This is a genomic window from Amycolatopsis oliviviridis (assembly GCF_014654365.1).
In the GTDB taxonomy this organism is placed as follows: Bacteria; Actinomycetota; Actinomycetes; order Mycobacteriales; family Pseudonocardiaceae; genus Amycolatopsis; species Amycolatopsis oliviviridis.
In genome coordinates this window covers 1252509-1275526 of record NZ_BNAY01000001.1, presented here as the reverse complement: position 1 = coordinate 1275526, position 23018 = coordinate 1252509, and the positions used below count along the sequence as shown (strand labels likewise).

Sequence of the window (23018 nt, the reverse complement as noted above, 5' to 3'; positions counted from 1 at the left end):
TGTTTTCGGTGGCACCTTCTTGCCATGTTCTCCGTTGCGGTGATCGAGGACGCGGAAGCGGCCGAAGTCTCACTCGACCCGGTCCGGGCACGGCTGCTGGCCGAACTGGCCGAACCGGCGTCGGCCACGATGCTGGCCGCGCGGGTGGACCTGCCGAGACAGAAGGTGAACTACCACCTGCGCGCGCTGGAGAAGCACGGGCTCGTCGAACTCGTCGAGGAGCGGCGCAAGGGCAACGTCACCGAGCGCATGATGCGCGCGACGGCGTCTTCCTACGTCATCTCGCCGACGGCGCTTTCGGCCGTGCAGCCTGATCCGGCCGAGTCGCCGGACCGCCTTTCCGCCCGCTGGCTGCTCGCGGTGGCGGGCAGGCTGGTGCGCGACGTCGGCTTGCTGATCACCGGTTCCACCAAGGCGCGCAAGCGGGTCGCGACCTTCGCGATCGACGGCGAGGTGCGCTTCTCCTCCGCCGCGGACAGGGCCGCGTTCGCCGAGGAACTCACCGTCGCGATCACGAACCTGGTGAGCAAGTACCACGACGAAGACGCCGAACAGGGCCGCGACCACCGGATCGTCGTCGCCGTTCACCCGAGCGTCAAGACCGAGCCTGAGGAGCGCTGAATGGGCCACGAATTCGAGATCGCCGACAGAGTCGAGGTCGACGCGACACCGGAACAGGTCTGGGACGCCATCGCGACCGGGCCGGGCATCACCTCCTGGTTCATGGGGCGCAACGAGGTCGAAGGCGGCGTCGGCGGCACCGTGAAGACCGCGTTCGGCGGCTACGAACCCACGTCGGCGATCACGGCCTGGGACCCGCTGGAGCGGCTCGTGTACGGCACGGAAACGGAACCGGACGGGAGGTTCGTCGCCTACGAGTTCCTCATCGAGGGTCGTTCCGGCGGCAGCACCGTGCTGCGCACCGTGACGAGCGGCTTCCTCCCCGGCGACGACTGGGAAGACGAGTTCGAGGCGATGAGGACCGGCGGCGAACTGTTCCTGCGCACCCTGGTCGAGTACCTCAACCGGTTCGCCGGCCGGAAAGCGGTGCCGGTGACGGTGTTCGGGCCGATGATCGAGGACTGGGATCGCGCGTGGCTGACGTTGGGCCGGGAACTGGGCCTGGCCGGACGGCCCGAGACTGGAGACCGGGTCCGCCTGTCCACCAGCGGTGTGTCCACTGTGGACGGCGAGGTCTACTTCGCGAACTCGCAGACCGTCGGGATCCGGACCCCGGACGCGCTTCTGCGATTCGTCCGCGGCTTCGTCGGGCCGATGGTCGCGATGCATCACCTGTTCGGCGAGGTCGACCCGGCGAAACAGGACGGGCTCTGGGCCGACTGGCTCGGCCGCGTGTTCAGGTGATGATGCCGGGCAGGGGTGTGGCAGTGCGCTTGCGGCGCAACCACACCCTCCTGGTCCCATCGGAGTAGAGCCGGACGGTCGAGAGCTCCCAGCCGGCGAACTCGGCGTGGATCGACAGCTGCGTCGCCGCCGCCCGCCGGGAAACACCGGGAGGCAGTTGCAGCCGCCGGTATTCCCAATCCCCTTCGACCACCGCCTCGTCCACAACTGTCATGGCGTGATCACCTGGATCCCTTCTCCGATGGCCGAGCCGACGACCACACGGCCGCCCTGCTCGTCGACGGTGACCGAATCTGGCTGCCGCACGGTGGGGAACCGGTGTTTCTCGATCGGCTCCCCGCCGCGGACGTCGAAGCCGACGACCTCGTTGCGTTCCGTGAGAGTGACCCAGGCGAGGCCACGGGTGCGGTCGTAGGCGATGCCGTACGCCCCGCCGGGGACGGGGTAGCGCTGACGAAGCAGCAGCGGCGTCGTGGAGAACGCCAGCAGCGCTCCCGCTCGCGCGTCGGTGACGAAGACGCGTCCGAGGTCGTCGGTCACGGCGTTGGCGGCGCCGTCACCGGCTCGCAGTCCCTCGCCGATCTTGCCTTCGGTGACGTCGACGGCGAACAGCGCGGTGCGCAGCTTGTCGAGCACGACCACGCCGTCACCGGTGTTCAGCACGTCGTCGGCGCTGTAGATCTGGCCGGTGATGGTCTTCGGGCCGCCGTTCTTGGACAGCACCTCGACGACCTTGCGGTCCCGGACCGAAACCAGCGTCGCGTCGCCGTCGGCGAGACCGGCCGACGGCTGCCCCGCGACCGGGACCGTCTCCAGCGCGCCACCGGGCAAGGACACCTTCGCCAGCAGGCTCTTGCCGGGCACGCTCGCGAGCACCTGTGAACCCGACACGGTGAGCCGCTCGGCCGGACCGGGCAGGGCCACGGTCGTCTTCGGGGCGTCGAGGGCCGCGAGGTCGTAGATCCGCAGGGAAGGCGGCTCCGAGACGGCGACGACGAGCGTCTTGCTCGCCGTGTCCGTCACCAGCGCCTTCACCCCGGGCGCGGCGAAGACCGAACCCGCCGGCTTGACCGCGGCCGCGGGGGAGACCGCCGCTGTCACCGCGACGGGGTTCTGCACGATCTGCAAGGTGTCGTTCGGGGTGTCGTCCGTACTGCAGGACGAGAGCACCAGGACACCGGCGAGCGGGATCGCGATCCGGGAAACGGCGGACAGCCGACCCACCTTGGTGCCTCCACCTGCTACTCGTCGAACGGACTTGTCCAGCATCCTCCAGTAACCCCACCGCGTCACGTCTGTGTCACCCAACAGTCACCTAATCCAGTATTCGAGAGGCTCAGAGGCCGCGTTCCGGGTACCCGACCTCGATCGCGCTGACGTCGTCCAGCGCCGATCGGATGGCGGGCGGGAGCGTGATCTCCTCGGCCGTGAGCGATCCGGTCAGCTGACCCGTGTCACGGGCCCCGACCACGGGCGCGACCACTCCGGGCCGGTCACGGACCCAGGCCAGCGCGACGGCCAGCGGCGAGGTTCCGAGGCCGTCGGCGGCCGTCGCGACCGCCTGCACGATCCGGGCCGCGCGATCGGTCCGGTGATGTTCGACATAGCCCGCGAAAACACTCGAAGCCCCGCGCGAATCGGCGGGCGTCCCGGAGCGGTACTTGCCGGTGAGCACACCCCGGCCGAGCGGCGCCCAGGCGAGGAGCCCGATGCCGTGGTGCTCCGCGGCCGGGACGACCTCGCGATCGACCCCGCGCTCCAGCAGCGAGTACTCGACCTGCGTCGAGACCAGCGGAGCGACGGCGGAACTGCGGGAAGCGGCGGTCGCCAGCTGCCAGCCGGAGTAGTTGGAGACGCCGACGTAGCGGGCCTTCCCGCTGGTCACGGCGTAGTCGAGGGCGGCGAGGGTCTCGTCGACCGGCACGGTGGTGTCCCACGCGTGCAGCTGCCACAGATCGATGTGGTCGGTGCCGAGCCGGCGCAGCGAACCTTCGAGCGCGCTCAGCAGGGCACCACGCGAGGCCCCACCGCCGAACGGGCCGTCGGTGCGGCGGGCGACGGCCTTGGTGGCGAGCACGATGTCGTCCCGGGGGACGAGGTCGCCGAGCAGTCCGCCGAGGACGCGTTCGCTCTCGCCTTCACCGTAGATGTCGGCGGTGTCGACCAGGGTGCCCCCGGCGTCGACGAACGCGACCAGCTGGCTGGCCGCCTCCTCCGAGTCGGTGTCGCCACCCCACGTCATGGTCCCGAGGGCCATCCGCGAGACCCGCAGTCCCGACCGGCCGAGCTGTCGCTTTTCCACGACGGGCGAGCCTAGCCGGAAGGCAAGTGCGGGACGCGGAGCAGGTGAGCGTGTCGTGATCGAGTACCACCGGGCGGGTCATCGGCTGTCAACACCCTGAACGGAGGAGTGACACTCCGATGGATACATTCACGCCGTGCGACTCGGACTGAACTTGGGCTATTGGGGCGCGGGAAACGACGCGGCCAACCTGGCATTGGCGAAGAAGGCGGACGAACTGGACTACGCGGTCGTCTGGGCCGCGGAGGCGTACGGCTCGGACGCGCCGACGGTGCTGTCGTGGGTGGCGGCGCAGACGTCACGGATCGACGTCGGCAGCGCGGTGTTCCAGATCCCGGCGCGGACACCGGCGATGACCGCGATGACCGCCGCGACCCTGGACACGCTGTCCGGCGGCCGGTTCCGCCTCGGCCTCGGTGTCTCCGGCCCTCAGGTCTCCGAAGGCTGGCACGGCGTGAAGTTCGCGTCGCCGCTCGGGCGCACGCGTGAATACGTCGAGATCGTCCGCAAGGCGTTGAGCCGCCACCGGGTCAAGTACGAGGGCGAACACTTCCAGCTGCCCCTGCCCGGCGGGCCCGGCAAGGCGTTGACCCTGACCGTGCACCCGGTTCGCGAAGAGATCCCCGTGTACCTGGCCGCCATCGGCCCGAAGAACCTTGAACTGACCGGCGAGATCGCGAACGGCTGGCTGCCGGTCTTCTTCTCGCCCGAGCACGCCGGTGAGCAGCTGAAGCTGATCCAGGCGGGGGCGGACAAGGCCGGGCGCTCCCTCGACGGCTTCGACGTCGTCCCCACCGTCCCGCTCGTGGTCGGTGACGACTGGAAGGCCTGCGCCGACGCGGTCCGCGGGTACGCGGCGCTCTACATCGGCGGGATGGGCAGCCGGGAGAAGAACTTCTACAACCAGCTCGCCTGCCGGATGGGATTCGAAAGCGAAGCGGCCGACGTCCAGCAGAAGTACCTGGGCAGGGACTACGAGGGCGCCATGGCGGCCGTCCCGCTGGAGTTCATCGACGCGACGTCGCTGCTGGGCCCGAAGGAACGGATCGCCGAACGGATGCAGGCCTTCGCCGGGGCGGGCGTCACGACGCTGACCGTCGCGCCCTCCATGCCCGACCCGGAGAGCTCCGCACACGCTCTCGAGGTCGCGGCCGAGGCGATCGAACTGGCCGGTGTCGCCTGATGGGATGGTTCGAAGCACTGGTCCTGGGCCTCGTCCAGGGCCTGACGGAGTTCCTGCCGATCTCCTCCAGCGCGCACCTGCGGATCACCGCCGCGCTCGCCGGCTGGGACGACCCGGGCGCCGCGTTCACCGCGGTCACCCAGATCGGCACCGAACTCGCGGTCATCCTGTACTTCTCGAGCAAGATCGGGAAGATCCTCCGCGCCTGGTTCTTCTCGATCTACAAGAAGGACTGGCGGCAGGACCCCGACGCCCGGCTGGGCTGGCTGATCATCGTCGGCTCGCTGCCGATCGTGGTGCTGGGCCTGCTGCTGCAGGACGCCATCGACGAGACCTTCCGTGACCTGCGGATCACCGCGACCACGCTGATCGTGTTCGGCCTGATCCTGCTGGTGGCCGACCGCATCGGGAAGCAGCAGCGCACACTCGACCACCTGACCGTGCCGCACGGTCTCGGATTCGGGTTCGCGCAGGCACTGGCGCTGATCCCGGGTGTCTCCCGGTCCGGTGGCACCACCAGCGCCGGGCTGCTGCTCGGCTACACCCGCGCCGAAGCGGCGGAGTACTCGTTCCTGCTGGCGCTCCCGGCGGTGTTCGGTTCGGGCCTGTACAAGCTGACCGACATCGGCAAGGACGGCGCCCCGGCGCAGTGGGGGCCGACGATCCTGGCCACGCTGGTCGCGTTCGGCGTCGGCTACGCCGTCATCGCCTGGCTGATGTCCTACATCAAGACCAAGAGCTTCGTGCCGTTCGTGATCTACCGGCTCGTGCTCGGTGTCCTGCTGTTCGTGCTGATCTTCGCCGGTGTCCTGGACCCGCAGGCCGGTCCGCACCTGTAAACCCCACGCATTTCGTCCTCTGGATGCGGTCCTTGCACGCGCAACCACCGCATTCAGAGGACGAATCGCGGGAATGGGCAAAGCACGACACGTAGGGTGGGCCACGTGAGTACTGTGATCCTTCTGCGCCACGGCAAGTCCACGGCGAACGGCTCGGGCGTCCTCGCCGGGCGCACGCCCAAGGTCGGCCTGGACGAAACCGGTCAGGCGCAGGCGGCCGCGCTCGTCGAGCGCCTGGCGCCGATCCCGCTGGCCGAGCTGGTCGTGTCTCCGATGCTCCGCTGCCGCCAGACGGTCGCGAAGCTGGCCGAGGCACGCGGGCTGGACAGGGTCAAAGAGCCCGGTTTGTCCGAAGTGGACTATGGCCAATGGACCGGTCGCGCGCTCAAGGATCTGGTCAAGGAACCCCTGTGGCGGGTAGTGCAGGCGCACCCCTCGGCCGCGGTATTCCCCGGCGGCGAAGGGCTCGCCGAGATGCAGGCCCGCTCGGTCGCGGCCGTCCGCGCGCACGACGCCCGGATCACCGCGAAACACGGGGAGAACGCGGTCTGGCTCCTGTGCAGCCACGGCGACGTGATCAAGTCGATCCTCGCCGACGCGCTCGGCCAGCATCTCGACTCGTTCCAGCGGATCGTGGTCGATCCGGCGTCGGTTTCGGTCGTCCGCTACACCGAGACTCGTCCGTTCGTGTTGCGGGTCAACGACAACGGCGGCGACCTGGCCGGTATCGCACCACCCGAACCCAAGGCGAAAGCCAAGCGAGGCAAGGGAAAACAGAGCTCCGACGCGGTGGTGGGCGGTACCACCGGAGCGTGACCATCGCCGTCGGTGGCATCACCGCCACGGACGGCATCCACCGGCCCCTCACTGCCCGTAAGGTGGCCAGAACAGCAGATTCGACGACCCGGGAGCAACACCGATGATTTCGCAGGACAACCCGTTCGCCGCGCCGAGTGAGCTGCCCTACGCCCTTCCGCCGTTCGACCGGATCGCCGACGAGCACTTCCTTCCCGCCTTCGAGGCGGGGCTGGCCGAGCACACCGCCGAGATCGACGAGATCGCCGGTTCGGCCGAGCCCCCGACCTTCGAGAACACCATCGTCGCGCTCGAGAAGTCGGGCAGGTTGCTGTCCCGCGTCTCCAGCGTGTTCTTCAACCTCGCCGGATCGAACGCGAACGACGAGATCCAGCGCGTGCAGGCAGAGATGGCGCCGCGGCTGGCCGCGCACGCCGACGCCATCAACCTGAACCCGGAGCTGTTCGCCCGGATCAACACGCTGTTCGAGCGCAAGGACGAACTCGGCCTCGACACCGAGTCGCTCCGGCTGCTGGAGCGTCACCACACCGACGTCCGCCGCGCCGGCGCCGGACTCCCGGAAGCCGACCAGAAGCGCCTGCGCGAGCTGAACGAGCAGCTTTCGACGCTGTCGACCCGCTTCCAGCAGAACCTGCTCAAGGACACCAACGAACTCGCCGTGGTCGTCGACGACGTCGCGGAACTCGCCGGGCTGAGCGAGGACGAGATCGCCACGGCCGCCGAAACCGCGGGGGAGAAGGGCAAGTACGTCCTCAAGCTGACCCTGCCGACCGCGCAGGCGGCGCTGGCTTCGCTGGAGGACCGCGCGCTGCGCGAGCGGATCTTCACCGCCTCCGTTTCGCGGGGCAACCGGGGCAACGAGTTCGACAACAACGACGTCGTCGCCCAGATGGTCCGGCTGCGTGCCGAGCGGGCCGCGGTACTCGGCTTCCCCGACCACGCCTCGTACGTCATCGAGGACGAGACGGCGAAGACCGCGCAGGCCGCGGTGGGACTGCTCGAACGCCTCGCCCCGGTCGCCGCCGCCAACGCCAGGGCGGAGGCCGAGGAGCTGCAGCGTTACCTCGAAGCCGACATCCCCGGCGCGATCCTGCGGCCGTGGGACTGGTCGTTCTACGCCGAACGCGTCCGCAAGGACCGGTTCGAGGTCGACACCGCGGCACTGCGTCCGTACTTCGAGCTGAACCGGGTACTGACCGACGGGGTCTTCTTCGCCGCGTCCAAGCTGTACGGCCTGAGCTTCACCGAGCGGGAAGACCTGCCGAAGTACCACCCCGAGGTCCGGATCTTCGAGGTCTTCGACGCGGACGGCACGGAACTGGGCCTGTTCCTGCTCGACTACTACGCCCGCGATTCGAAGCGCGGCGGTGCCTGGATGAACAACTTCGTCGACCAGACGAAGCTCCTGGGCACCAAGACGGTCGTGGTGAACGTGCTCAACGTCGCCAGGCCGCCGGCGGGGGAGCCGACCCTGCTGACCTTCGACGAGGTCGTCACCGCCTTCCACGAGTTCGGGCACGCGCTGCACTCGCTGCTTTCCGACGTCGAGTACCCGATGTTCTCCGGCACCAACGTCCCGCGTGACTTCGTCGAGTACCCCTCGCAGGTCAACGAGATGTGGATGCTGTGGCCCGAGGTGCTGGCCAACTACGCCAAACACCACGTGACCGGTGAGCCGCTGCCGCAGGAGCAGGTCGACAAGCTCCTCGCGTCGCAGCAGTACGGCGAAGGCTTCTCGACGACCGAGTACCTCGCGGCGTCCCTCCTCGACCAGGCGTGGCACGGGCTCGGCACCGAGGACAAGGTCGACGACGTCCAGCGGTTCGAGGCCGACGCGCTGACCAAGGCCGGTGTCGCGCTGGAGGCCGTGCCGCCGCGCTACCGCACCACCTACTTCGCGCACATCTTCAGCGGCGGCTACAGCGCCGGGTACTACTCCTACATCTGGAGCGAGGTCCTCGACGCCGACACCGTCCAGTGGTTCCGTGAGAACGGCGGGCTCAGCCGGGAGAACGGCGACCACTTCCGCCGGGAACTGCTCGGCAGGGGAGGCAGCATCGACCCGATGGCCGCCTTCCGCGCGTTCCGCGGCCGCGACCCGGAGATCGAGCCGCTGCTGGAACGCCGCGGTCTCGCCGGGGCCTGACACTCCTGGGGTTTTCCTGCTCGGGCTTCGCGACGCCCGAGCAGGAAAACCGACCCTTGTGTATAACGGCCTATACGGCGAGGCTCAAGCCAGTACCGCTTCGAGGAGCAGGTAAACACCACCGCCGAGGACGACACCGGCGGTCGTGCCCGCGGCGACCTCGGCCTTGGTGTGATCGCCGAGCTCGACGCGGGACCAGCAGACCCAGCCGACGCCGAGGAAGACCAGCGCGAGCCACGGGCCGTAGACGCGGATGAGCATCACGGCCGCGCCCGCCGCCACCATCGCGTGCATCGAGATCTTGAATTTCAGGCCGAAGGTGATCGCGAGCGCGGCGACCAGGCAGACGAGCTCGGCGGCCGCGAGCGCGATCATCTCGTGCGGTGCGCCTCCCGCGATCAGCACGACGAAGCCGGCCGCCAGCGAGCCGATGCAGACCGCGAACGGGACGAGTCGTCCGGCTCGGTCGGTGACGTGGTGGCTGTCCCACTTGCCCTTCCTGGCACCCCGCACGATCACGGCCATCGGGATCAGCGATCCGGTGACGCCGACGATGAGACCCCAGAGCAGGGTCTCGCCGAAGTGGTGGCCGGTGACCTTCCAGGCGACGATCAGCGGCAGGCCGAGCACCCAGACCCACGGTGCGAGCACCTCGGTCGCGATCCGCGCGAGCCGGTGGCGGGTCCCGGGCGCTTCCGTGGGCTGGGTCGGCATGGTGCGTGGTCCCCTCAGATCGTGGCAAGAGCGGTGATCATCGTTCCAGACCTCGGCGTCCCGCTCGCGCGAGGATGTCGGCGCCCGCCGGATCGGCCAGGACCGCCTCCTCGAAGGTCTCCTTCGGCAGCAAGGTGTTCGCGGCCACGGTCACCGTCTTGGGCGGATCGTCGTAGCCGTCGGGCCGGACATCCCAGAAGTTCCCCACGAAGGCGACGTTCTCCATCGGCGGCCCCACCTGGAGCACGATCGGGGTGTCGGCCCCGTGGACGATGTTGCCGAGAACGGTGATCCACGCGGCGCCGTAGTCGGTGTAGAGACCGAAGTTGTACGAGGTGAGGACGTCACGGATCACGTTGCCGCGGACCATCGTCCCGCCGGCGAACGACGAACCCTGCGATGCCGAAAGGTAGATCCCGCCACCGTCCATCAGCTTCCCCATGCTGCGTTCGACGAGGTTCGAGATCACCTGGGTGCCCTTGGCGCGCTCACCGCCGGTGATCACGATGCCGTTGTGCGGGACGTCGCGGATCTCGTTGTGGGCCACGGTCGTCTCTTCGGACTCGACCACGAGGACGGCGGACGAGCCGCGGTACTCGGTGCCGATGTGGTGGACCAGATTGTCCCGGAGGGAGACCCGCGTACTCGTGTGCACGGCGAGGCCGCTGCCCGAGATCTCGTCGAAGACGTTGGCCCGGATTTCGACGTCGGTGGACTCCTCGATCCGCAGGGCCCCCGCGCCGAGGCGGGTGAAGTGGTTGTCCGCCATGGTGACCCGGCCGACCGACACGAGGTCGACGTTGGCGGGCAACTGAACCGGCTCCGCCGGGACGTGGACGTAGCCGACGTCCGCGCCGAGATCGATCTTCTGGAATTCGCCCCGCTCGTAGCGGGCGTTGCCGTGGTAGTGCAGGTAGCCGCCGGTGCGGGCGGGCCCGTTCCAGGCCGCGTCGGCGAAGGTGAAGCCGCGCAGCACGAGGTCGCGCACGCCCTGTCCGCTGACGAGCGTTTGGAGCACAGGGGCCACGACGGTGGTCTTGCCGATCTCGTCGCCGTGCCGTGGCCGGTAGTGCAGGACGTGCTCGCCCGTTTCGGCGCGGCTGACGGCGAAGGTGCCCGGCTCGGTCAGGAAGGCGACGTTGTTCTCGAGCACGGATGGTGCGGCGAGGCCGTCCCAGGTCCCGTCTCCGCCGGCGCCGTACCACTTCGAGTCGTAGAGCGATCCGGCGTTGTCGAAGGCGGGCTGCGCCATCGTGATGGTGGTCGAGGTGGCGTCGCCGGAAATCGACGCCACGGCGATCCTGGCTTCGGACCACGGGTAGACGCCGGGGTACACGAACTCCAGGCCGGACGGGTCCGGCCACGCTTGCGGCTCCACGCTGTCCGTGACGTAACCGGTCGCTGTTTTCATCACGTTTCCGGGAAGTCCGGTCGTGCGGGCCGCCCGCGTCGCCGGCTGTCCGTCGACGGTGAGCCGTCGCGGTGCCAGGTCGCCGATCGGGGCAGTCCAGACGCCGTCGTCGCCCGCCGACCAGCCGGTGATCTTCCGGCCGCCGTTCAGCTCGACCTTCGCCTGCTCCGGTGTTCCGTAGCCGTGCGCCTGATAGATCACGCGGTGGCCGTGCGAGCCGGAATCGCCTTGTGTGCCGTCGAAAACAAGGGGGCGTTCCAGTTGGTGGACGCCCGCAGTGAAGGAGACGACGATATCGCCGGTCATCCCGGCGGTGGCGGCGCGGACGGCTTCTTGTGCCGCGTGCGGAGTTGCGAACGGCCGGTCGACGGTCCCGGGCCAGTCGTCCTGGCCGTCGGGAGATACGAAGAACCTGATTTCGGGCATGCTGAAGCGCTCCTGCGGTGAGGTTTATGAGATATACTGAAGTTTATCACCTAAACACGGATGAGCGACAAGCGTCAAGGGAGTACTGGTGACGGAAGACGACTCGCAGCCGGATCCGGAGCGCGCGATCGAGCTGCTGTGGGGAGCGCCCGAGCCGGAGCGGACCGGGCTGAGTCTCGGCCGCGTCGTCGCGGCGGCGATCGAAGTCGCGGACGCCGAAGGGCTGGCCGCGCTGTCGATGCGCAAGGTCGCGGAGCGGTTCGGCACCACCACCATGTCCCTCTACCGGTACGTTCCCGGCAAGGCGGAACTGGTGGAACTCATGCGGGACGCCGTGTACGGCGAGTTCCCGATGGCGTCTTCGGCCGGGCTCGACTGGCGTGCGGGCCTCGAACGCTGGGCGCGACGGGCGTGGGAGCTGCACCGGCGGCATCCGTGGCTGGTGCACAGCGCCGGGACCCGTCGCCTGCCCGGCCCGAACATCATGGCCGGGTACGACCACGCGCTGGACGTGGCCTCGCGGAGCGGTCTGGCGCCGGCGCAGGTGATCGCGGTGGTGAACCTGGTGGGGGGATTCGTCGAGTCGGTCGCGCGCCAGGCGGGGGAGACCGTGGAACTCCAGCGGAGTACGGGCGTGTCCCATGAGCGCTGGTGGAGCGAACGCGAGTCCCTGTTCGAGCGGCTCGACGGCTATCCGGCGCTGGAAAGGCTGTGGAAGGACGGGGGGATGGACGCGCCGCTCGATCCCTTCGAATTCGGGTTGCAGCGCACCCTCGACGGCGTGCGGATGCTCATCGACGGCCAGGGGAGTGAGGTAATGCGTGACGAAATCGAGGGCGGGGAATGCGTCGTCTGTGGCAAGCCTCTGGACGGAGGAGGGCGGGGCAGGCCTCGGGACTACTGCTCACGGGCTTGCCAGCAGCGCGCCTATCGCCGACGTCAGGCCGAATCGTCGCCTGGCGAATAGTACACGAATAGCCGCTTCTGGCGTGCATAGCTGGCGAATAACATCGAGGTCCACGAGCCAGACCGAAGAGCGGGGAGACCGATGTTCGCCAACTGGATCCAAATCGCCGAACTCGCACTGCTGCCGCTGGGTCTGGGGATCGGCTACGCGGCCGGGAAAACCTGTGGCCAGGAGGAACGCGCGTCCTTCGGGGGAGAGGTGACGATCACCCACCCCGGCCTGGTCGCGGAATATCAGGACCCTGCCCCGGACGCGGGCGCCACTTGGGGATCGGCCCGGTAGGTCGAGCCCCAGGGGAGGGAAGTGCGCCCAGCGCGTCGAACCTCCGGGTGGGGGAGGGTGACGGCAGGTCCCGGGATCGTCGGCCGGGGCCTGCCGTCGACGATCACCGGCTCGCTTCGGACGATAAAAGTGTATAACGCCCTATACTGTATGGCGTTGAGCAAGATCAAATTCAAGATTTCAAGAACAAAACCTGCAAGGAGTGTCGGGGACGCTGGCTAGGGTTGCCCGGTGATCACCGAGATCTTGCTCGAACCGGTCGAAGAGAACGTCGGGACGCCGGTGCTTTTCGAAGGTTTCCTCGAACCTGGAGCACAGGCCGCCCAGGCGCTGCTCGTGTTGGGGAAGGTCGCCCGCACGAGGTTCTGGATGCCGCCGTCGATGGTGAACCGGCTCATCGCCGAGTCCGATCCGGTGTTCACCGCGGACCGGACGACGCTGCGAGCGGAAGCTTTCTCGCCGTGCTGCGGTGTCTATGCCAGGCTTGATCTTCCCGACGCGGGAAGCCTCGGCGAGGGATGCACGAACGTCGACCTGTCCGACGCCACACGAACGGTCTTGGCCGGGGTCGTGGCGCAGGATCCGTTGCACCTGACCGTTCGTGGTGAGGGAATCCGACTTCGCACTCTCGACGGGCAGAACGACGAGTCACGGGTACCACTGCCGGACCGTTGGGTGGCGGGCTTCGCCGAGGTCGCCGCCGTCACCGCGGGCGCTGTCGAGAAAGCGAAGCTGGACAAGCTCGAAACGCGAGCCTTTCTCCGGCGACTGCCCACGGCTGTCGGCAGGTCATGGGCGGTGCCTTCCGGGCGCGGGCTCCGGTTGACTTCACGGTCCGGCCCGGGCTCCATCCCAGCGTCCGGGCTGCACCGGCTGAGGGTGGTCGAGCCGCTCATCCGGTTCGCCCAGGGGCTGACCGTCTACACGAGACCGGACAGCGAGGTCGCGAGCTGGGTGCTCCAGCTTGAGCGGGCGCGGCTCGTCGTGACGTTGTCCCCGGAGCCGTCCCGTGGCTTCTCCGGCGAAGGCGGCTGGCTGAACGCTTTGGCGGCGGGCCTCGACACGCCGGAACTCGTCGCGGGCCGCGCCGGCCACGACGTCGTCGACGGCACCTGGTTCCCGCGAGAGCTGCCGAGTGGAACTGCTCCGGCGAACGGCAGGCTGGCGAAGGCGCGTGAGCTCATGGCGGCCGGAGCCGTCCGATCGTTGCCGGACGGTGGCTACGAGATCGTCCGCGCCGGGTCGGTGCAGCGAGTGCGGTTGTCCCCGGCGGGTTGTACCTGCGCATGGTGGGCCAAGCATCAGGAGACCCGGGGGCCGTGTTCGCACGTGCTGGCGGCCCGGATGTCAGTGGCTGAGGCGTGAGGCCGCCTTCGCTGCTTTCGAGCTGCCTTTGAAGGCCGTCAGCCAGTCCTTCGTTTCGGTGCTGATCGTGCCCGCTCCGCGGTCCACCAGATCCGCGGCGAGTTCCAGCAGTGCGAAGACGCCGCGGTGTGCGTGTTCCAGCTTCGGCAGCAAGGTGTCCAAAGCGGACAAGATGGCGACCGGATGTTCGTTCGCGATGACCGAGAGCCTGGGTGCCAGCCGGGTCGGAATGAGGTTCGAGCCGAGTACTCCGAGCGCCTCGCCGAGTGCGCGAGGACCGAGCATCCGCCGGTCCAGGAGGGTCAGCGCGGCGTCCGTGCCCAGTTGGGCCGCGGCGGGACGTTTGAGCACGAGCGTGGTGGCGATGAGCATCGTTCCGGGGTATCCGGGGACAGAAGGGCTGTCCAGGAAGGGCGGTAGTGCGGCCTTCTCGACGGGATAGCCGACTTCGATGTCGTTGAAGAACAGGTTCCCGGCGACGCCGGCTTCCAGGTAGTCGCGGTCGTAGGGCGAGGCGACCGCTTCGTGGCAATCGGTGAAGCCGAGCCACTGGGGATCCGGATCGTCGAAAAGTATCCCCAGCCACGGGGCTTTCGGTGAGACGATCTCCGGGGTTTCGCCGATGTCCAGCGAGATCAGGCCGTATTCGTTGGCGCCGACCTTCGCCGTCCAGGTGAACGGCTGCCCGGGGTCTCCGCGTAGCGCGGCGGCCGGGTCGGCGGATTCGGGGTGCCGCGCGCGGGCGGCGGCGAGGGCGACCCAGCCGGTGTCTTCGATGGCCGGTCCGCCGAGGGCGTAGCGGATGGTGTCGGCGTGGGGGCCGTTGAGTTCCGAGGCGAGTGAGAGGGCTTCGGGCCGGGTGTCCGGGGCGAGCCGGAGTAGTGCGTCGGCGACGTCGTCCTCGCGTGCTTCAGGGTGTTCGAGCATGCGGGTGACGAAGACGACCGGGTCGAGCCAGCCGCCTCGGTGAGTGGCTGCCGAGACGGGGCAGGCGGTGCCTTCCAGCAGAGCGGTGACCCGGTGGTGGAGCGGGCGGCGCCAGCCGTCGACCTGGGATGGGTGGGCGACGTCGCGGCCGCTGAGGCCGAGGACGAGGGTGGCGACCAGTTTGGGGACGGCCGCGGCGTACTTCTCACCCGCGATCTTGGTGGCGCGTTTCACGAGCGGTTTGAGGGCGTCCTGGAGGCCTTCGGTGACACGGTGGACACCGTCGAGGACGGCCAGGAAGAGGTCGGCCTGGTCGGGGTCGGCGAGAAGTGAGGAGAGGGCTTCCGCGATCGCGGCCGGGGTGTCCGGGATGTCGAGTGGGATGGTCAGCGTCGTGCGCTGTTCCCATGGTGGTCGCACGGGTTCCGGGTAGTCGGTGACGTCGACGGCCGTCGGTGCTTCCGGGGTGACGCCGAGCCGGGCGGTGGCGAGGGCGCGCACGTCGGAGGCTTCGTGGGTGAGTGCCGCTTCGAAGACTTCGTTGGCGAGGTCGGTGAGTTCGGGGCGCCGGTCGGCGATGCGGGTGGTGAGTTTGAGTGCGAGTTTGGCGGTGGCGGCGCCGCGTCCGGCTGCGGCCGCGGGGAGGTGCTGGAGGGCGACTTCGTCGTCGAGGTTGCCTTGTTTGTCCACTAGGGACAGTGCTTTGACGGCGAAGGAGACGGTGCGGGGGAGCCCGCTTCCGCAGAGCCGGGCGTAGCGGGTTTGGGCCGCCGCGCGTTCGTCGGGTGTGGGTGCGAGCGTTTCGTGGAGGGCGGCGTACCACTGGGCGCGGAAGGCGGCGAAGTCGCGGGCGAGGACGTCGAGGGTGAGTTCGAGCAGTCTGGTGCGGTCGACATCGCCGGTCTTGGTGAGTTCGAGCAGCGCGGTGGACCACTTGTCTTCGTCGCGGACGTACTTGTCGAAGGCGGCGAAGCTGGCGTCGCCGTTGCCTTCGACCTCGAGGAGTTCCCAGAGTTCGGTGAGTGCTTCGGGCTCGGTGCGGAGCCGTTCGGCCAGCGGTTTTCCGCCGAAGCGTCCGGCCCAGCGGAACCAGCCCGCGTGGTACTCCGGGGTGCGGATGGGTTCGAGGTCGCCGTCGAGGATCATGCGGCGGATCGCTTCCCAGGCGGTTCGGTGGCCGATCATGCGCAGGGCGATGGTCTTGCGTTCGGCGAGTGACCGGTCTTGCAGGACGCGTTCGAGGATCGTGGGCGAGGCGATCCAGAGTCTGCGGAGCAGGGGTTCGCTCGCCGGGAGGACGGCCCAGAGTGCGGTCGCGGCCTGCTGGCCTTTTTGGGGGTTTCGGGCGCCGTAGGTGTTGGGTTCGATCTCGACGAACTCGCTGCTGTCCTTGAAGGTGGCCATGAGTTCGGGGAGGAGGGCTTTTCGCTCGGCTCGGGAGAGTTCGAGGGTCCGGGTGAGGACTTCCGAGGGATGGCCGGTGAGGAGCGCGTCGAGGTGCACGGGTCCATTGTGTCGTGAGTGGCGATCCGTGTTGGCGCGGAGCGTGTCTTAAGGTGCCTGACCGGAGGCGTCTGCGGGCGGTCGGCGGTCCGTGAAGGCCTCCTTGAGGGACCCTGGGTCCCTCAAGGAGGCCTTCACGGACCGGCAAGAGAGCGAGGTCCACTGTGGTCGGTGCGGCGGGGAAGCTCGGGATGGGCCGGGCGACGCTGTACCGGAAAATGGTCAGTACGGGATCAGGGCGCGTCAGTTCCGTTCGTGAGCGTCGTCAGGAACGCTCGAATCTCGCGCGGTTTGAAGACGAGTACCGGGCTTTTGTCGCCGAGCTTCGAATCCCGTACGCCGACGTAGCCGGGCACGGAGGCATTGAACTCAACGCAACCGCTCGCCCCGTTGCTGTAGCTGCTCTTCCACCAGCCATACGCAGTGTTGAGGGTAGGGCGGGGTGAATCAGTGGACATCAAGTTCCTTTACCAAATCACGGATCAGGTCCCGAGAACGTTGCGGATTCTCAGCTTGCACCTGAAGACGTTCGAACGTGTTGCGGAAATCTAGCAGTGCGGCGGCGCTCTCGTAATACAGCCCCTCGCGCCGGTTCTCGACGTAAACCGTTCCCGGGTCTCCCCTGAACTCGGGTGGATAAGTCAGGATGACGAACATGCCGTCCGAGGCGCCGTGGGCTCCTGCACTGAAGGGCAGGACCTGGATGTCTATCTTGGGCCGTTCGGACAGGTCGATCAGGTGCTGCAATTGCTCGCGCATCACCGCCGGGCCGCCGATCTGGCGCCGCAGGACGCTCTCGTCGAGGATCGACCAAATCTGCGGAGCGTCTTCGGGACGATCCAGTATTTCCTGGCGCGCCATGCGCAGGTCGACCATGGCCTCCAGTTCGGCCTCGGAGGACCACTTCCGGCCTTCCAGCATGATGGCGCGCGCGTAATCCCTGGTCTGGAACAGGCCGGGCAGCGCGTTCAGATCGACGGTGTTGATCCGCGCGGCGCCGGTTTCCAGCCCCAGGTACAACGTGAACCACTCGGGCACCGCACGGTTGAATTTGAACCACCAGTCCCGGCCGCGTTTCGCTCGCCGGGTCATGTCGAGGAAGAACGGTGCCCTGTCCGGCACGCCGTAGAAGTTGAGCAGGATTTCCAGGTCGGCGGGCGCGGGTAGATTCCGCATCGTCTCGATGTGCGCGATGACCGTGGTCGCCTTGCCGATGCGCTCCGCGGCGGTTGCCCGGTCGTAGCCGGCGGCTTCCCGGAGGCGCTTCATTTCGAGCGCGATCCAGCGCTTGACGGCAGTGGGATTCACCGTGCTCACGAAGTCACCGTCTCTTAAGGGTCGCTTACTGAGTGCGACCATGACATCACCCGCATGGCCCACGATGATGCCATGGACCCCCACATTGTGAAGCTCTACATTTGTGATGTCTACAAGCAAGAGCTCTACATTGTGGAGGTTACAGGGCGCGCTGGCGAGGGGCGAGCGGGGGGAGGTGGAGGGTCATGATCGAGATCGTGATGGTGGAGCGCGAGGACGCGGTACACCACGTCTACTGCCACGACAACAACTGACCCAGGGGAGGTTTCGATGCGTCCACGCATAAAAGACGAGCATCGACCGGTCCGGTTCGGGGACGGTTGGATTCGGATCGGCGGGAAGGTGTTCGGCATCGCCGCCGAACTGAAGGACCCGGACGGTGTGGTGTGGGCGCTGCTGGCCAGCCTCGACGGGACGCGTTCGGCCGGTCAGGTGGCCGCCGAGCTGGCGCGTCGCTTCCCGTCTCATTCCGCCGAGGAGGCGGCGGATGCCATCGAAAGGCTGGTCGAGCTCGGATACGTCGAGGATGCCGACGAGCCGGAGTGCACCGCGTTGAGTGCGCGGCAGCGCGAACGGCATTCGAGAGGCCGGTCGCTGTACCGCTGGATCGACCTGAAGCGCCGCAATTCGAGCTGGGATTTCCAGGTGCGGCTGGCCGAGGCCCGGGTGGTGGTGATCGGCGTCGGCGGCGTCGGGTGCACCGCGGCCCTGGGGCTGTGCATGTCCGGGGTGGGGCGGCTGCACTGCGTCGATCCGGACGTGGTCGAGCTTTCCAACCTCAGCCGTCAGATTCTCTACACCGAGAAGGATCTGGGCCGCCTGAAGGTGGAGGTCGCGGTGGAACGGCTGCGGGCGGCCAATTCCGACATCGAAGTCACCGGGGAGCCGACGAAGGTCGAGGACGTGGCTTCCCTGAGAAGGCTGACAGCCGACTGCGACGTGCTGGTGATGGTCGCGGACCAGCCTTCGGATATCAGGGCCCGGGCGAACCAGGCGTGCGTCGCCACACGCACGCCCTGGGTCTACGGCGGCTATCACGGCCCGCAGGTCAACATCGGCATCTACCGGCCGGGAGCGGGACCGTGCTACGAATGCGCCCGTCTCGCCGAGCAGGACCGCGAGGCCCTGCGCCCGCCGTTGGAGACCTGGGGGACGCCGGTGGAGGTTCCGGTGAATGCGGCGAACGCGGTGACGGCCGGCGTGGTCGGCAACCTGGTCGCACACGCGGCGATGCGGTTGATCACCGACGCGCCGACGCTCCGTTTGAACAGTCAGTACGGGTTCAGTCTCGCCACCATGGACCACAGTTTCGTCACCAGTCTCGACGAGCCGCACGCGGAATGCCGGGCCTGCCGGATGGCGGGGTGATCACCGGTCCGGGTCTCCGGTGGCCAGCTGTCGCGAGACGCTCTGGATCAGCCGGGCCGCTTCCTCGCCGGCGACCGCTTCTTCCTGTAGCCGTTGGAACATCCGCTCGTACAAGCCGATCTCGTCCGGATCCAGCAACTGGTGCCTACCGGTGAAGGTCTCCACCACGACGAATTCGGTGTCGAAGATCCGGAACCCGTGCAGCGGGGCGATCGGTGTCGCCTTGTCGAAGGGCAGGATCCGGAGGTCGACCGTGCGCAGCCCGGCGAGGGACTGAAGCCGGTCCAGCTGGCCGAGCTGGGTTTCGAGGTCTCCGACGCGGATCCACAGGGCGGCCTCGCCGATCACGAGTGGCAGATTCCGGCCCCGTTCGTACAGCAGCGCCTGCCGTTCGACACGAGCGGCCACGATCTGTTCGATGTCGGCGCTGGAGGCGTCGCCCATGTGCACGGGCCCGGACGGCAGGGCGAGCAGCTTTCGCATGAAAGCCGGTGTCTGCACCAAGCCGGGGAGCATGGCCGGCTGGAAGGTGGCGACCCTCGCCGCCTGTCGCTCCAGGTCGTGGACCGATCTCTGAACGGCCCCGGCCCCGCCGGATTTCCGGAATTCCTGGCGGAACGAAACCGATTCCACCCTGGCGCGCCGGAGCAGCTCGGTGACCGCGTCCTGCTCGCCGCTGGCGTCGGCCGCCGCCAGCCAGGCGACGATGTCGTCACCGGTCGGGAACTGCGCGGCGGTCTCGATCTTGGACACCCGCGACTGCGGCCAGCGTAGTTCCTTGGCGAACTGGTTGCCCGACATCCCTGTGGCCGCGCGTATCTCGCGAAGCTTCATCGCGAGCCTTGCGCGGTCGGAGTCAGGGGCGGGTGAGGAGGGCATGATCCCCTTTCACGGGGCGAGGACCGGCGGGCCTGCAGGGTCAGATCGCGATCATGGTACCGCCCGCGCGGCACTACACTGCGAATAGTACACGAATAGCCCCATCGTGTCGCATAGATGAAGAATAGGCGCTCAGAGTGCGGCGAGTCTGCCGAAGCCATCCTCTCCGTGCCCGGCGTCGATGGCTCGCTGCGCCTCGGCACGGGCAGCGGACAGCACTCCGTTGTCGAGGCCTCGCGCGCGGATCGCGTCGAGGATGTGGTCCATGGTCGCCGCGGCGGAGTCGATGGTGCCGTGGTCACCGGGGTAGCTGTCCGCACCGACCTGCCCGGCGAGCAGGTCGATCATGTCCGGGAAGAAGCCGAGCAATGCCTTCGCGTGTCCGGCGATGTCGGCGGCCGCGATGTTCTCCGCCTTGGCGAGCGCGAACATGTGCACCACACCGCTCATCGACGTCCAGAGCATGTCCTGCAAGGAGGCGTCGAACGCGGCGGCCTGTCCGGGGAACTCCCCGACGTAATGCGTGTTCTCGCCGAGCGCGGCCAGCGTGGACCGATGCGCCTCGTAGACGCCGGCGGGCCCGCTGAAGAACAGGGCCGCGTCCGGGCCGCCGATCGCGTCGGTGGTCGCCATGACGACGCCGTCGAGGTAGTCGATACCGTGCCCGGCCGCCCAGTCCGCCATCGCACGGGCTTGTTCCGGTGAACCGCCGCTGAGGTTCACCAGGGTGCGGCCCTTGAGCGCCTCGGCATCGAGGATCGATTCGGCCGCGGCGTAGTCCCGTACGCAGACGATTACGAGCGGACTGGCCGAGATCGCGTCGGCCGCCGTGGCGGCGACGGTGGCGTCGAGGCCGTTTTCCTTGCCAGGAGTGCGATTCCAGACGGTGGTGGGGTGGTCGGCGGCGGCGAACGCGGCAGCGAGGGCGTGCCCCATGGGGCCGAGTCCGAGGACGGTCACGGTGGTCATGGCGGCTAAGCTAAACCTTGACATTGACGTGAGAGTCAAGTCTGGGGTGCGGATGCGGATCGGGGAACTCGCGCGGCGGACAGGTGTCAGCGAGCGCGCGCTGCGGTACTACGAGGAGCAGGGCCTGCTGACACCGGAGCGGCGGCCGAGCGGCTATCGCGTGTACGGCGAGAGCGACGTGGCGGCGGTGCGGCGGATCAGGATCCTGCTCGGGGCCGGGCTGAACACCGCGCAGATCCTGGAGATCCTGCCCTGCATCCTCGACGAGGACGGCTGGCTGACGCCGGATTGCCCGGAACTCGTCGACGCGCTGCGACAGCAGCGGGACCGGATCGACGAAGCGATCGGCGAACTCGAGACCACCCGGACGAACCTCGACACGATCATCGGCAGCGAAAGGCGGCCGTGTCCCGGGGGACACGGCCGCCTTCGTGAGGTGGTTCAGGCTCAGATGAGGCCGAGCTTCTTCACCGCGTCGCGCTCTTCGGCCAGCTCGTTGACCGAAGCGTCGATGCGGGCACGCGAGAAGTCGTCGATCTCCAGGCCCTGGACGATCTTGTACTCGCCGTTCGCGGCGGTGACCGGGAACGAGGAGATCAGGCCTTCCGGGACACCGTAGGAACCGTCGGACACGACCGCCGCCGAGGTCCAGTCACCCTCGGGGGTGCCGTTGACCCAGGTGTAGACGTGGTCGATCGCGGCCGAGGCGGCCGACGCGGCAGACGACAGGCCGCGGGCCTCGATGATCGCCGCGCCGCGCTTGGCGACGGTCGGGATGAACTCGTCGGCCAGCCACTGCTGGTCGGTGATGACCTCGGTCGCGGGCTTGCCGGACACCTCGGCGTGCGCGATCGACGGGTACTGGGTCGCGGAGTGGTTGCCCCAGATCGCGACCTTCTTCAGCTCGGTCACGGGTACGCCCAGCTTCTTCGACAGCTGCGCGAGCGCGCGGTTGTGGTCGAGGCGGGTCATCGCGGTGAAGCGGTCGGCCGGCACGTCGGGCGCGTGCGCCTGCGCGATGAGGGCGTTGGTGTTGGCCGGGTTGCCGACCACGAGGACCTTGATGTCGCTCGCGGCGCCGGCGTTGATGGCCTCGCCCTGCGGCTTGAAGATGCCACCGTTGGCTTCGAGCAGGTCGCCGCGCTCCATGCCCTTGGCGCGGGGACGGGCGCCGACCAGCAGGGCGACGTTCGAGCCCTCGAAAGCCTGCTTCGGGTCGTCGAAGATGTCGATGCCCGACAGCAGCGGGAACGCGCCGTCGTCGAGCTCCATCGCGGTGCCCTCAGCCGCCTTGACCGCCTGCGGGATCTCCAGGAGCCGCAGCTTCACCGGGGTGTCCGGGCCGAGCAGCTGACCGGACGCGATGCGGAAGAGCAGCGCGTAGCCGATCTGGCCGGCCGCACCGGTGACGGTGACGTTGACAGGGGCTTGGGTCATTGCGGTTCTCCAGCTTGAGGCGACATCGACTTTGTACCGCGATGCTAGTCCTGTCCCGAGTCGCCGTTCGGGTGCGTCCAGTCACTGTTTTCTTGATCGATGCCGCCACCGGTCACGTTCGCGGCGAGTCGCGACAACAGCCCGGCCAGCGTGGTGATCTCCTCGTCGCTGAATCCGGCGCGGATCCGCTTGTCGTGCGCGATCGCCGCTTTCGTCAGCTTGTGGAAGACCGCCTCACCCTCGTCGGTGAGTTCGACGACATGCACCCGCCTGTTGTCCGGATCACGTCGCCGGGTGATCAGCCCGCCGCTCTCCATCGCGTTGAGGTGATGGGTCAGCGTCGCGCCCTGGATACCGACGGCGGCCGCGAGCTCGCGCTGGTTGGCCACGCGCCGGGTCTTCAGTGTGATCAGGATCTGCCAGACGGGCTGTGAGCCGCCGTCGGCGGCCAGGGCCTGGTCGAAGGCGCGCCCGACCGTCTTCGCGGTCTTGGCGAGGACGACGCCGATGGGGGCGGTGGTCGGTTTCTGCACGCGACGACGACCGCTGGCTCATCGCCGGCATCCACCTGAGCCCGATCGGCGGACCACCGCCGGCTCGTGGCGACCCGAGGCGATGGCGGTACTCGGCGAGGCCGCGAGCATGGTCGCCGCCTGAACCTGCCTGTCTCGCCGGAACCGTCAACGCGTGAATCGCGAAGACAATTTCCATATCGTGCGAACCGAATGGTGTTTTCCGGGCCGGGCGGCGTTTTCGCCGGGCCCGGAAAACGGTTACAGACCATAATATTATTTCATGAACC

22 protein-coding genes and 1 pseudogene are annotated in these 23018 nt (G+C 68.2%); 11 read left to right on the top strand and 12 right to left on the bottom strand.

Annotation, left to right across the window (positions count from 1 at the left end; genetic code table 11):
• Positions 1-24 precede the first annotated feature (24 nt).
• Both IE302_RS05455 and IE302_RS05450 read left to right on the top strand, forming a co-directional pair.
• Complete coding sequence (locus IE302_RS05455) at positions 25-621, top strand: winged helix-turn-helix domain-containing protein (RefSeq protein WP_191252322.1); 597 nt, start codon at positions 25-27, stop codon at positions 619-621.
• Positions 622-1365, top strand: a complete 744-nt coding sequence (locus tag IE302_RS05450; protein WP_191252319.1) for an SRPBCC family protein — start codon at positions 622-624, stop codon at positions 1363-1365.
• Here IE302_RS05450 and IE302_RS05445 read toward each other — a convergent pair.
• From IE302_RS05445 to IE302_RS05435, 3 genes are all read right to left on the bottom strand, one after another.
• Positions 1358-1579 carry a DUF5703 family protein gene (locus IE302_RS05445; protein ID WP_093935187.1) on the bottom strand — a complete coding sequence of 74 codons (222 nt, stop codon included), beginning with the start codon at positions 1577-1579 and terminating at the stop codon, positions 1358-1360. The genes IE302_RS05450 and IE302_RS05445 overlap by 8 nt on opposite strands.
• Positions 1576-2589 (bottom strand): YncE family protein, encoded by a 1014-nt coding sequence (locus IE302_RS05440; protein WP_191252317.1) that lies wholly within the window; start codon positions 2587-2589, stop codon positions 1576-1578. Before IE302_RS05440 ends, IE302_RS05445 begins: the two co-directional genes overlap by 4 nt.
• Positions 2590-2701: 112 nt before the next feature.
• Positions 2702-3667 carry an aldo/keto reductase gene (locus tag IE302_RS05435; RefSeq protein ID WP_229907606.1) on the bottom strand — a complete coding sequence of 322 codons (966 nt, stop codon included), beginning with the start codon at positions 3665-3667 and terminating at the stop codon, positions 2702-2704.
• A gap of 136 nt (positions 3668-3803) precedes the next feature.
• Between IE302_RS05435 and IE302_RS05430 the strand changes: the two genes are divergently transcribed.
• From IE302_RS05430 to IE302_RS05415, 4 genes are all read left to right on the top strand, one after another.
• Positions 3804-4850 (top strand): LLM class F420-dependent oxidoreductase, encoded by a 1047-nt coding sequence (locus IE302_RS05430; RefSeq protein WP_191252315.1) that lies wholly within the window; start codon positions 3804-3806, stop codon positions 4848-4850.
• The gene (locus tag IE302_RS05425) at positions 4850-5689 is read left to right on the top strand and encodes an undecaprenyl-diphosphate phosphatase (RefSeq protein WP_191252313.1); all 840 of its coding nucleotides are present in this window, start codon (positions 4850-4852) and stop codon (positions 5687-5689) included. Before IE302_RS05430 ends, IE302_RS05425 begins: the two co-directional genes overlap by 1 nt.
• Before the next feature lie 105 nt (positions 5690-5794).
• Positions 5795-6505, top strand: a complete 711-nt coding sequence (locus IE302_RS05420) for a histidine phosphatase family protein (protein ID WP_191252311.1) — start codon at positions 5795-5797, stop codon at positions 6503-6505.
• Positions 6506-6608: 103 nt separating this feature from the next.
• Entirely contained in the window at positions 6609-8651 is a 2043-nt protein-coding gene (locus tag IE302_RS05415) for a M3 family metallopeptidase (protein ID WP_191252310.1), read from the top strand.
• Between the two features lie 84 nt (positions 8652-8735).
• On the opposite strand, the gene IE302_RS05410 is transcribed toward IE302_RS05415, so the two are convergent.
• A complete protein-coding gene (locus tag IE302_RS05410; protein WP_191252308.1) occupies positions 8736-9365 on the bottom strand; it encodes a phosphatase PAP2 family protein in 630 nt (209 codons plus the stop codon).
• 37 nt (positions 9366-9402) lie between these two features.
• Entirely contained in the window at positions 9403-11202 is a 1800-nt protein-coding gene (locus IE302_RS05405; RefSeq protein WP_191252306.1) for a right-handed parallel beta-helix repeat-containing protein, read from the bottom strand.
• Between the two features lie 88 nt (positions 11203-11290).
• Here IE302_RS05405 and IE302_RS05400 point away from each other — a divergent pair, with 88 nt between their 5' ends.
• The 3 genes from IE302_RS05400 to IE302_RS05390 all read left to right on the top strand — a co-directional run bounded on the left by IE302_RS05400 (position 11291) and on the right by IE302_RS05390 (position 13816).
• A complete protein-coding gene (locus tag IE302_RS05400) occupies positions 11291-12169 on the top strand; it encodes a TetR/AcrR family transcriptional regulator (protein ID WP_191252304.1) in 879 nt (292 codons plus the stop codon).
• Between the two features lie 81 nt (positions 12170-12250).
• Positions 12251-12451, top strand: a complete 201-nt coding sequence (locus IE302_RS05395; protein ID WP_191252302.1) for a hypothetical protein — start codon at positions 12251-12253, stop codon at positions 12449-12451.
• A 231-nt stretch (positions 12452-12682) separates the two neighbouring features.
• Positions 12683-13816 (top strand): SWIM zinc finger family protein, encoded by a 1134-nt coding sequence (locus tag IE302_RS05390; protein ID WP_191252300.1) that lies wholly within the window; start codon positions 12683-12685, stop codon positions 13814-13816.
• Here the strand turns inward: IE302_RS05390 and IE302_RS05385 are convergent.
• From IE302_RS05385 to IE302_RS05375, 3 genes are all read right to left on the bottom strand, one after another.
• Complete coding sequence (locus tag IE302_RS05385) at positions 13799-16246, bottom strand: DUF6493 family protein (RefSeq protein ID WP_191252298.1); 2448 nt, start codon at positions 16244-16246, stop codon at positions 13799-13801. The two genes, IE302_RS05390 and IE302_RS05385, sit on opposite strands and share 18 nt — an antisense overlap.
• Before the next feature lie 233 nt (positions 16247-16479).
• Positions 16480-16704 carry a DUF397 domain-containing protein gene (locus IE302_RS05380; RefSeq protein ID WP_191252296.1) on the bottom strand — a complete coding sequence of 75 codons (225 nt, stop codon included), beginning with the start codon at positions 16702-16704 and terminating at the stop codon, positions 16480-16482.
• On the bottom strand, positions 16694-17563 hold the full coding sequence (locus IE302_RS05375; RefSeq protein WP_191252294.1) for a helix-turn-helix domain-containing protein: 870 nt from the start codon (positions 17561-17563) through the stop codon (positions 16694-16696). Before IE302_RS05375 ends, IE302_RS05380 begins: the two co-directional genes overlap by 11 nt.
• A gap of 270 nt (positions 17564-17833) precedes the next feature.
• Here IE302_RS05375 and IE302_RS05370 point away from each other — a divergent pair, with 270 nt between their 5' ends.
• Positions 17834-18931, top strand: coding sequence for a HesA/MoeB/ThiF family protein (locus IE302_RS05370; protein ID WP_191252292.1), 1098 nt, complete (start codon positions 17834-17836; stop codon positions 18929-18931).
• On the opposite strand, the gene IE302_RS05365 is transcribed toward IE302_RS05370, so the two are convergent.
• Together IE302_RS05365 and IE302_RS05360 are read right to left on the bottom strand one after the other, a co-directional pair.
• Entirely contained in the window at positions 18932-19765 is an 834-nt protein-coding gene (locus IE302_RS05365; protein WP_229907605.1) for a helix-turn-helix domain-containing protein, read from the bottom strand.
• 177 nt (positions 19766-19942) lie between these two features.
• Complete coding sequence (locus IE302_RS05360) at positions 19943-20779, bottom strand: NAD(P)-dependent oxidoreductase (protein WP_191252288.1); 837 nt, start codon at positions 20777-20779, stop codon at positions 19943-19945.
• Here IE302_RS05360 and IE302_RS43155 point away from each other — a divergent pair.
• A pseudogene (locus IE302_RS43155) lies at positions 20745-20969 on the top strand (MerR family DNA-binding transcriptional regulator); the annotation flags it as partial. The gene IE302_RS05360 and the pseudogene IE302_RS43155 sit on opposite strands and share 35 nt — an antisense overlap.
• 257 nt (positions 20970-21226) lie before the next feature.
• On the opposite strand, the gene IE302_RS05350 reads toward IE302_RS43155, so the two are convergent.
• Together IE302_RS05350 and IE302_RS05345 are read right to left on the bottom strand one after the other, a co-directional pair.
• Positions 21227-22216 (bottom strand): malate dehydrogenase, encoded by a 990-nt coding sequence (locus tag IE302_RS05350; RefSeq protein ID WP_191252286.1) that lies wholly within the window; start codon positions 22214-22216, stop codon positions 21227-21229.
• A gap of 44 nt (positions 22217-22260) precedes the next feature.
• Positions 22261-22749 (bottom strand): MarR family winged helix-turn-helix transcriptional regulator, encoded by a 489-nt coding sequence (locus IE302_RS05345; protein WP_191252284.1) that lies wholly within the window; start codon positions 22747-22749, stop codon positions 22261-22263.
• Positions 22750-23018 lie beyond the last annotated feature (269 nt).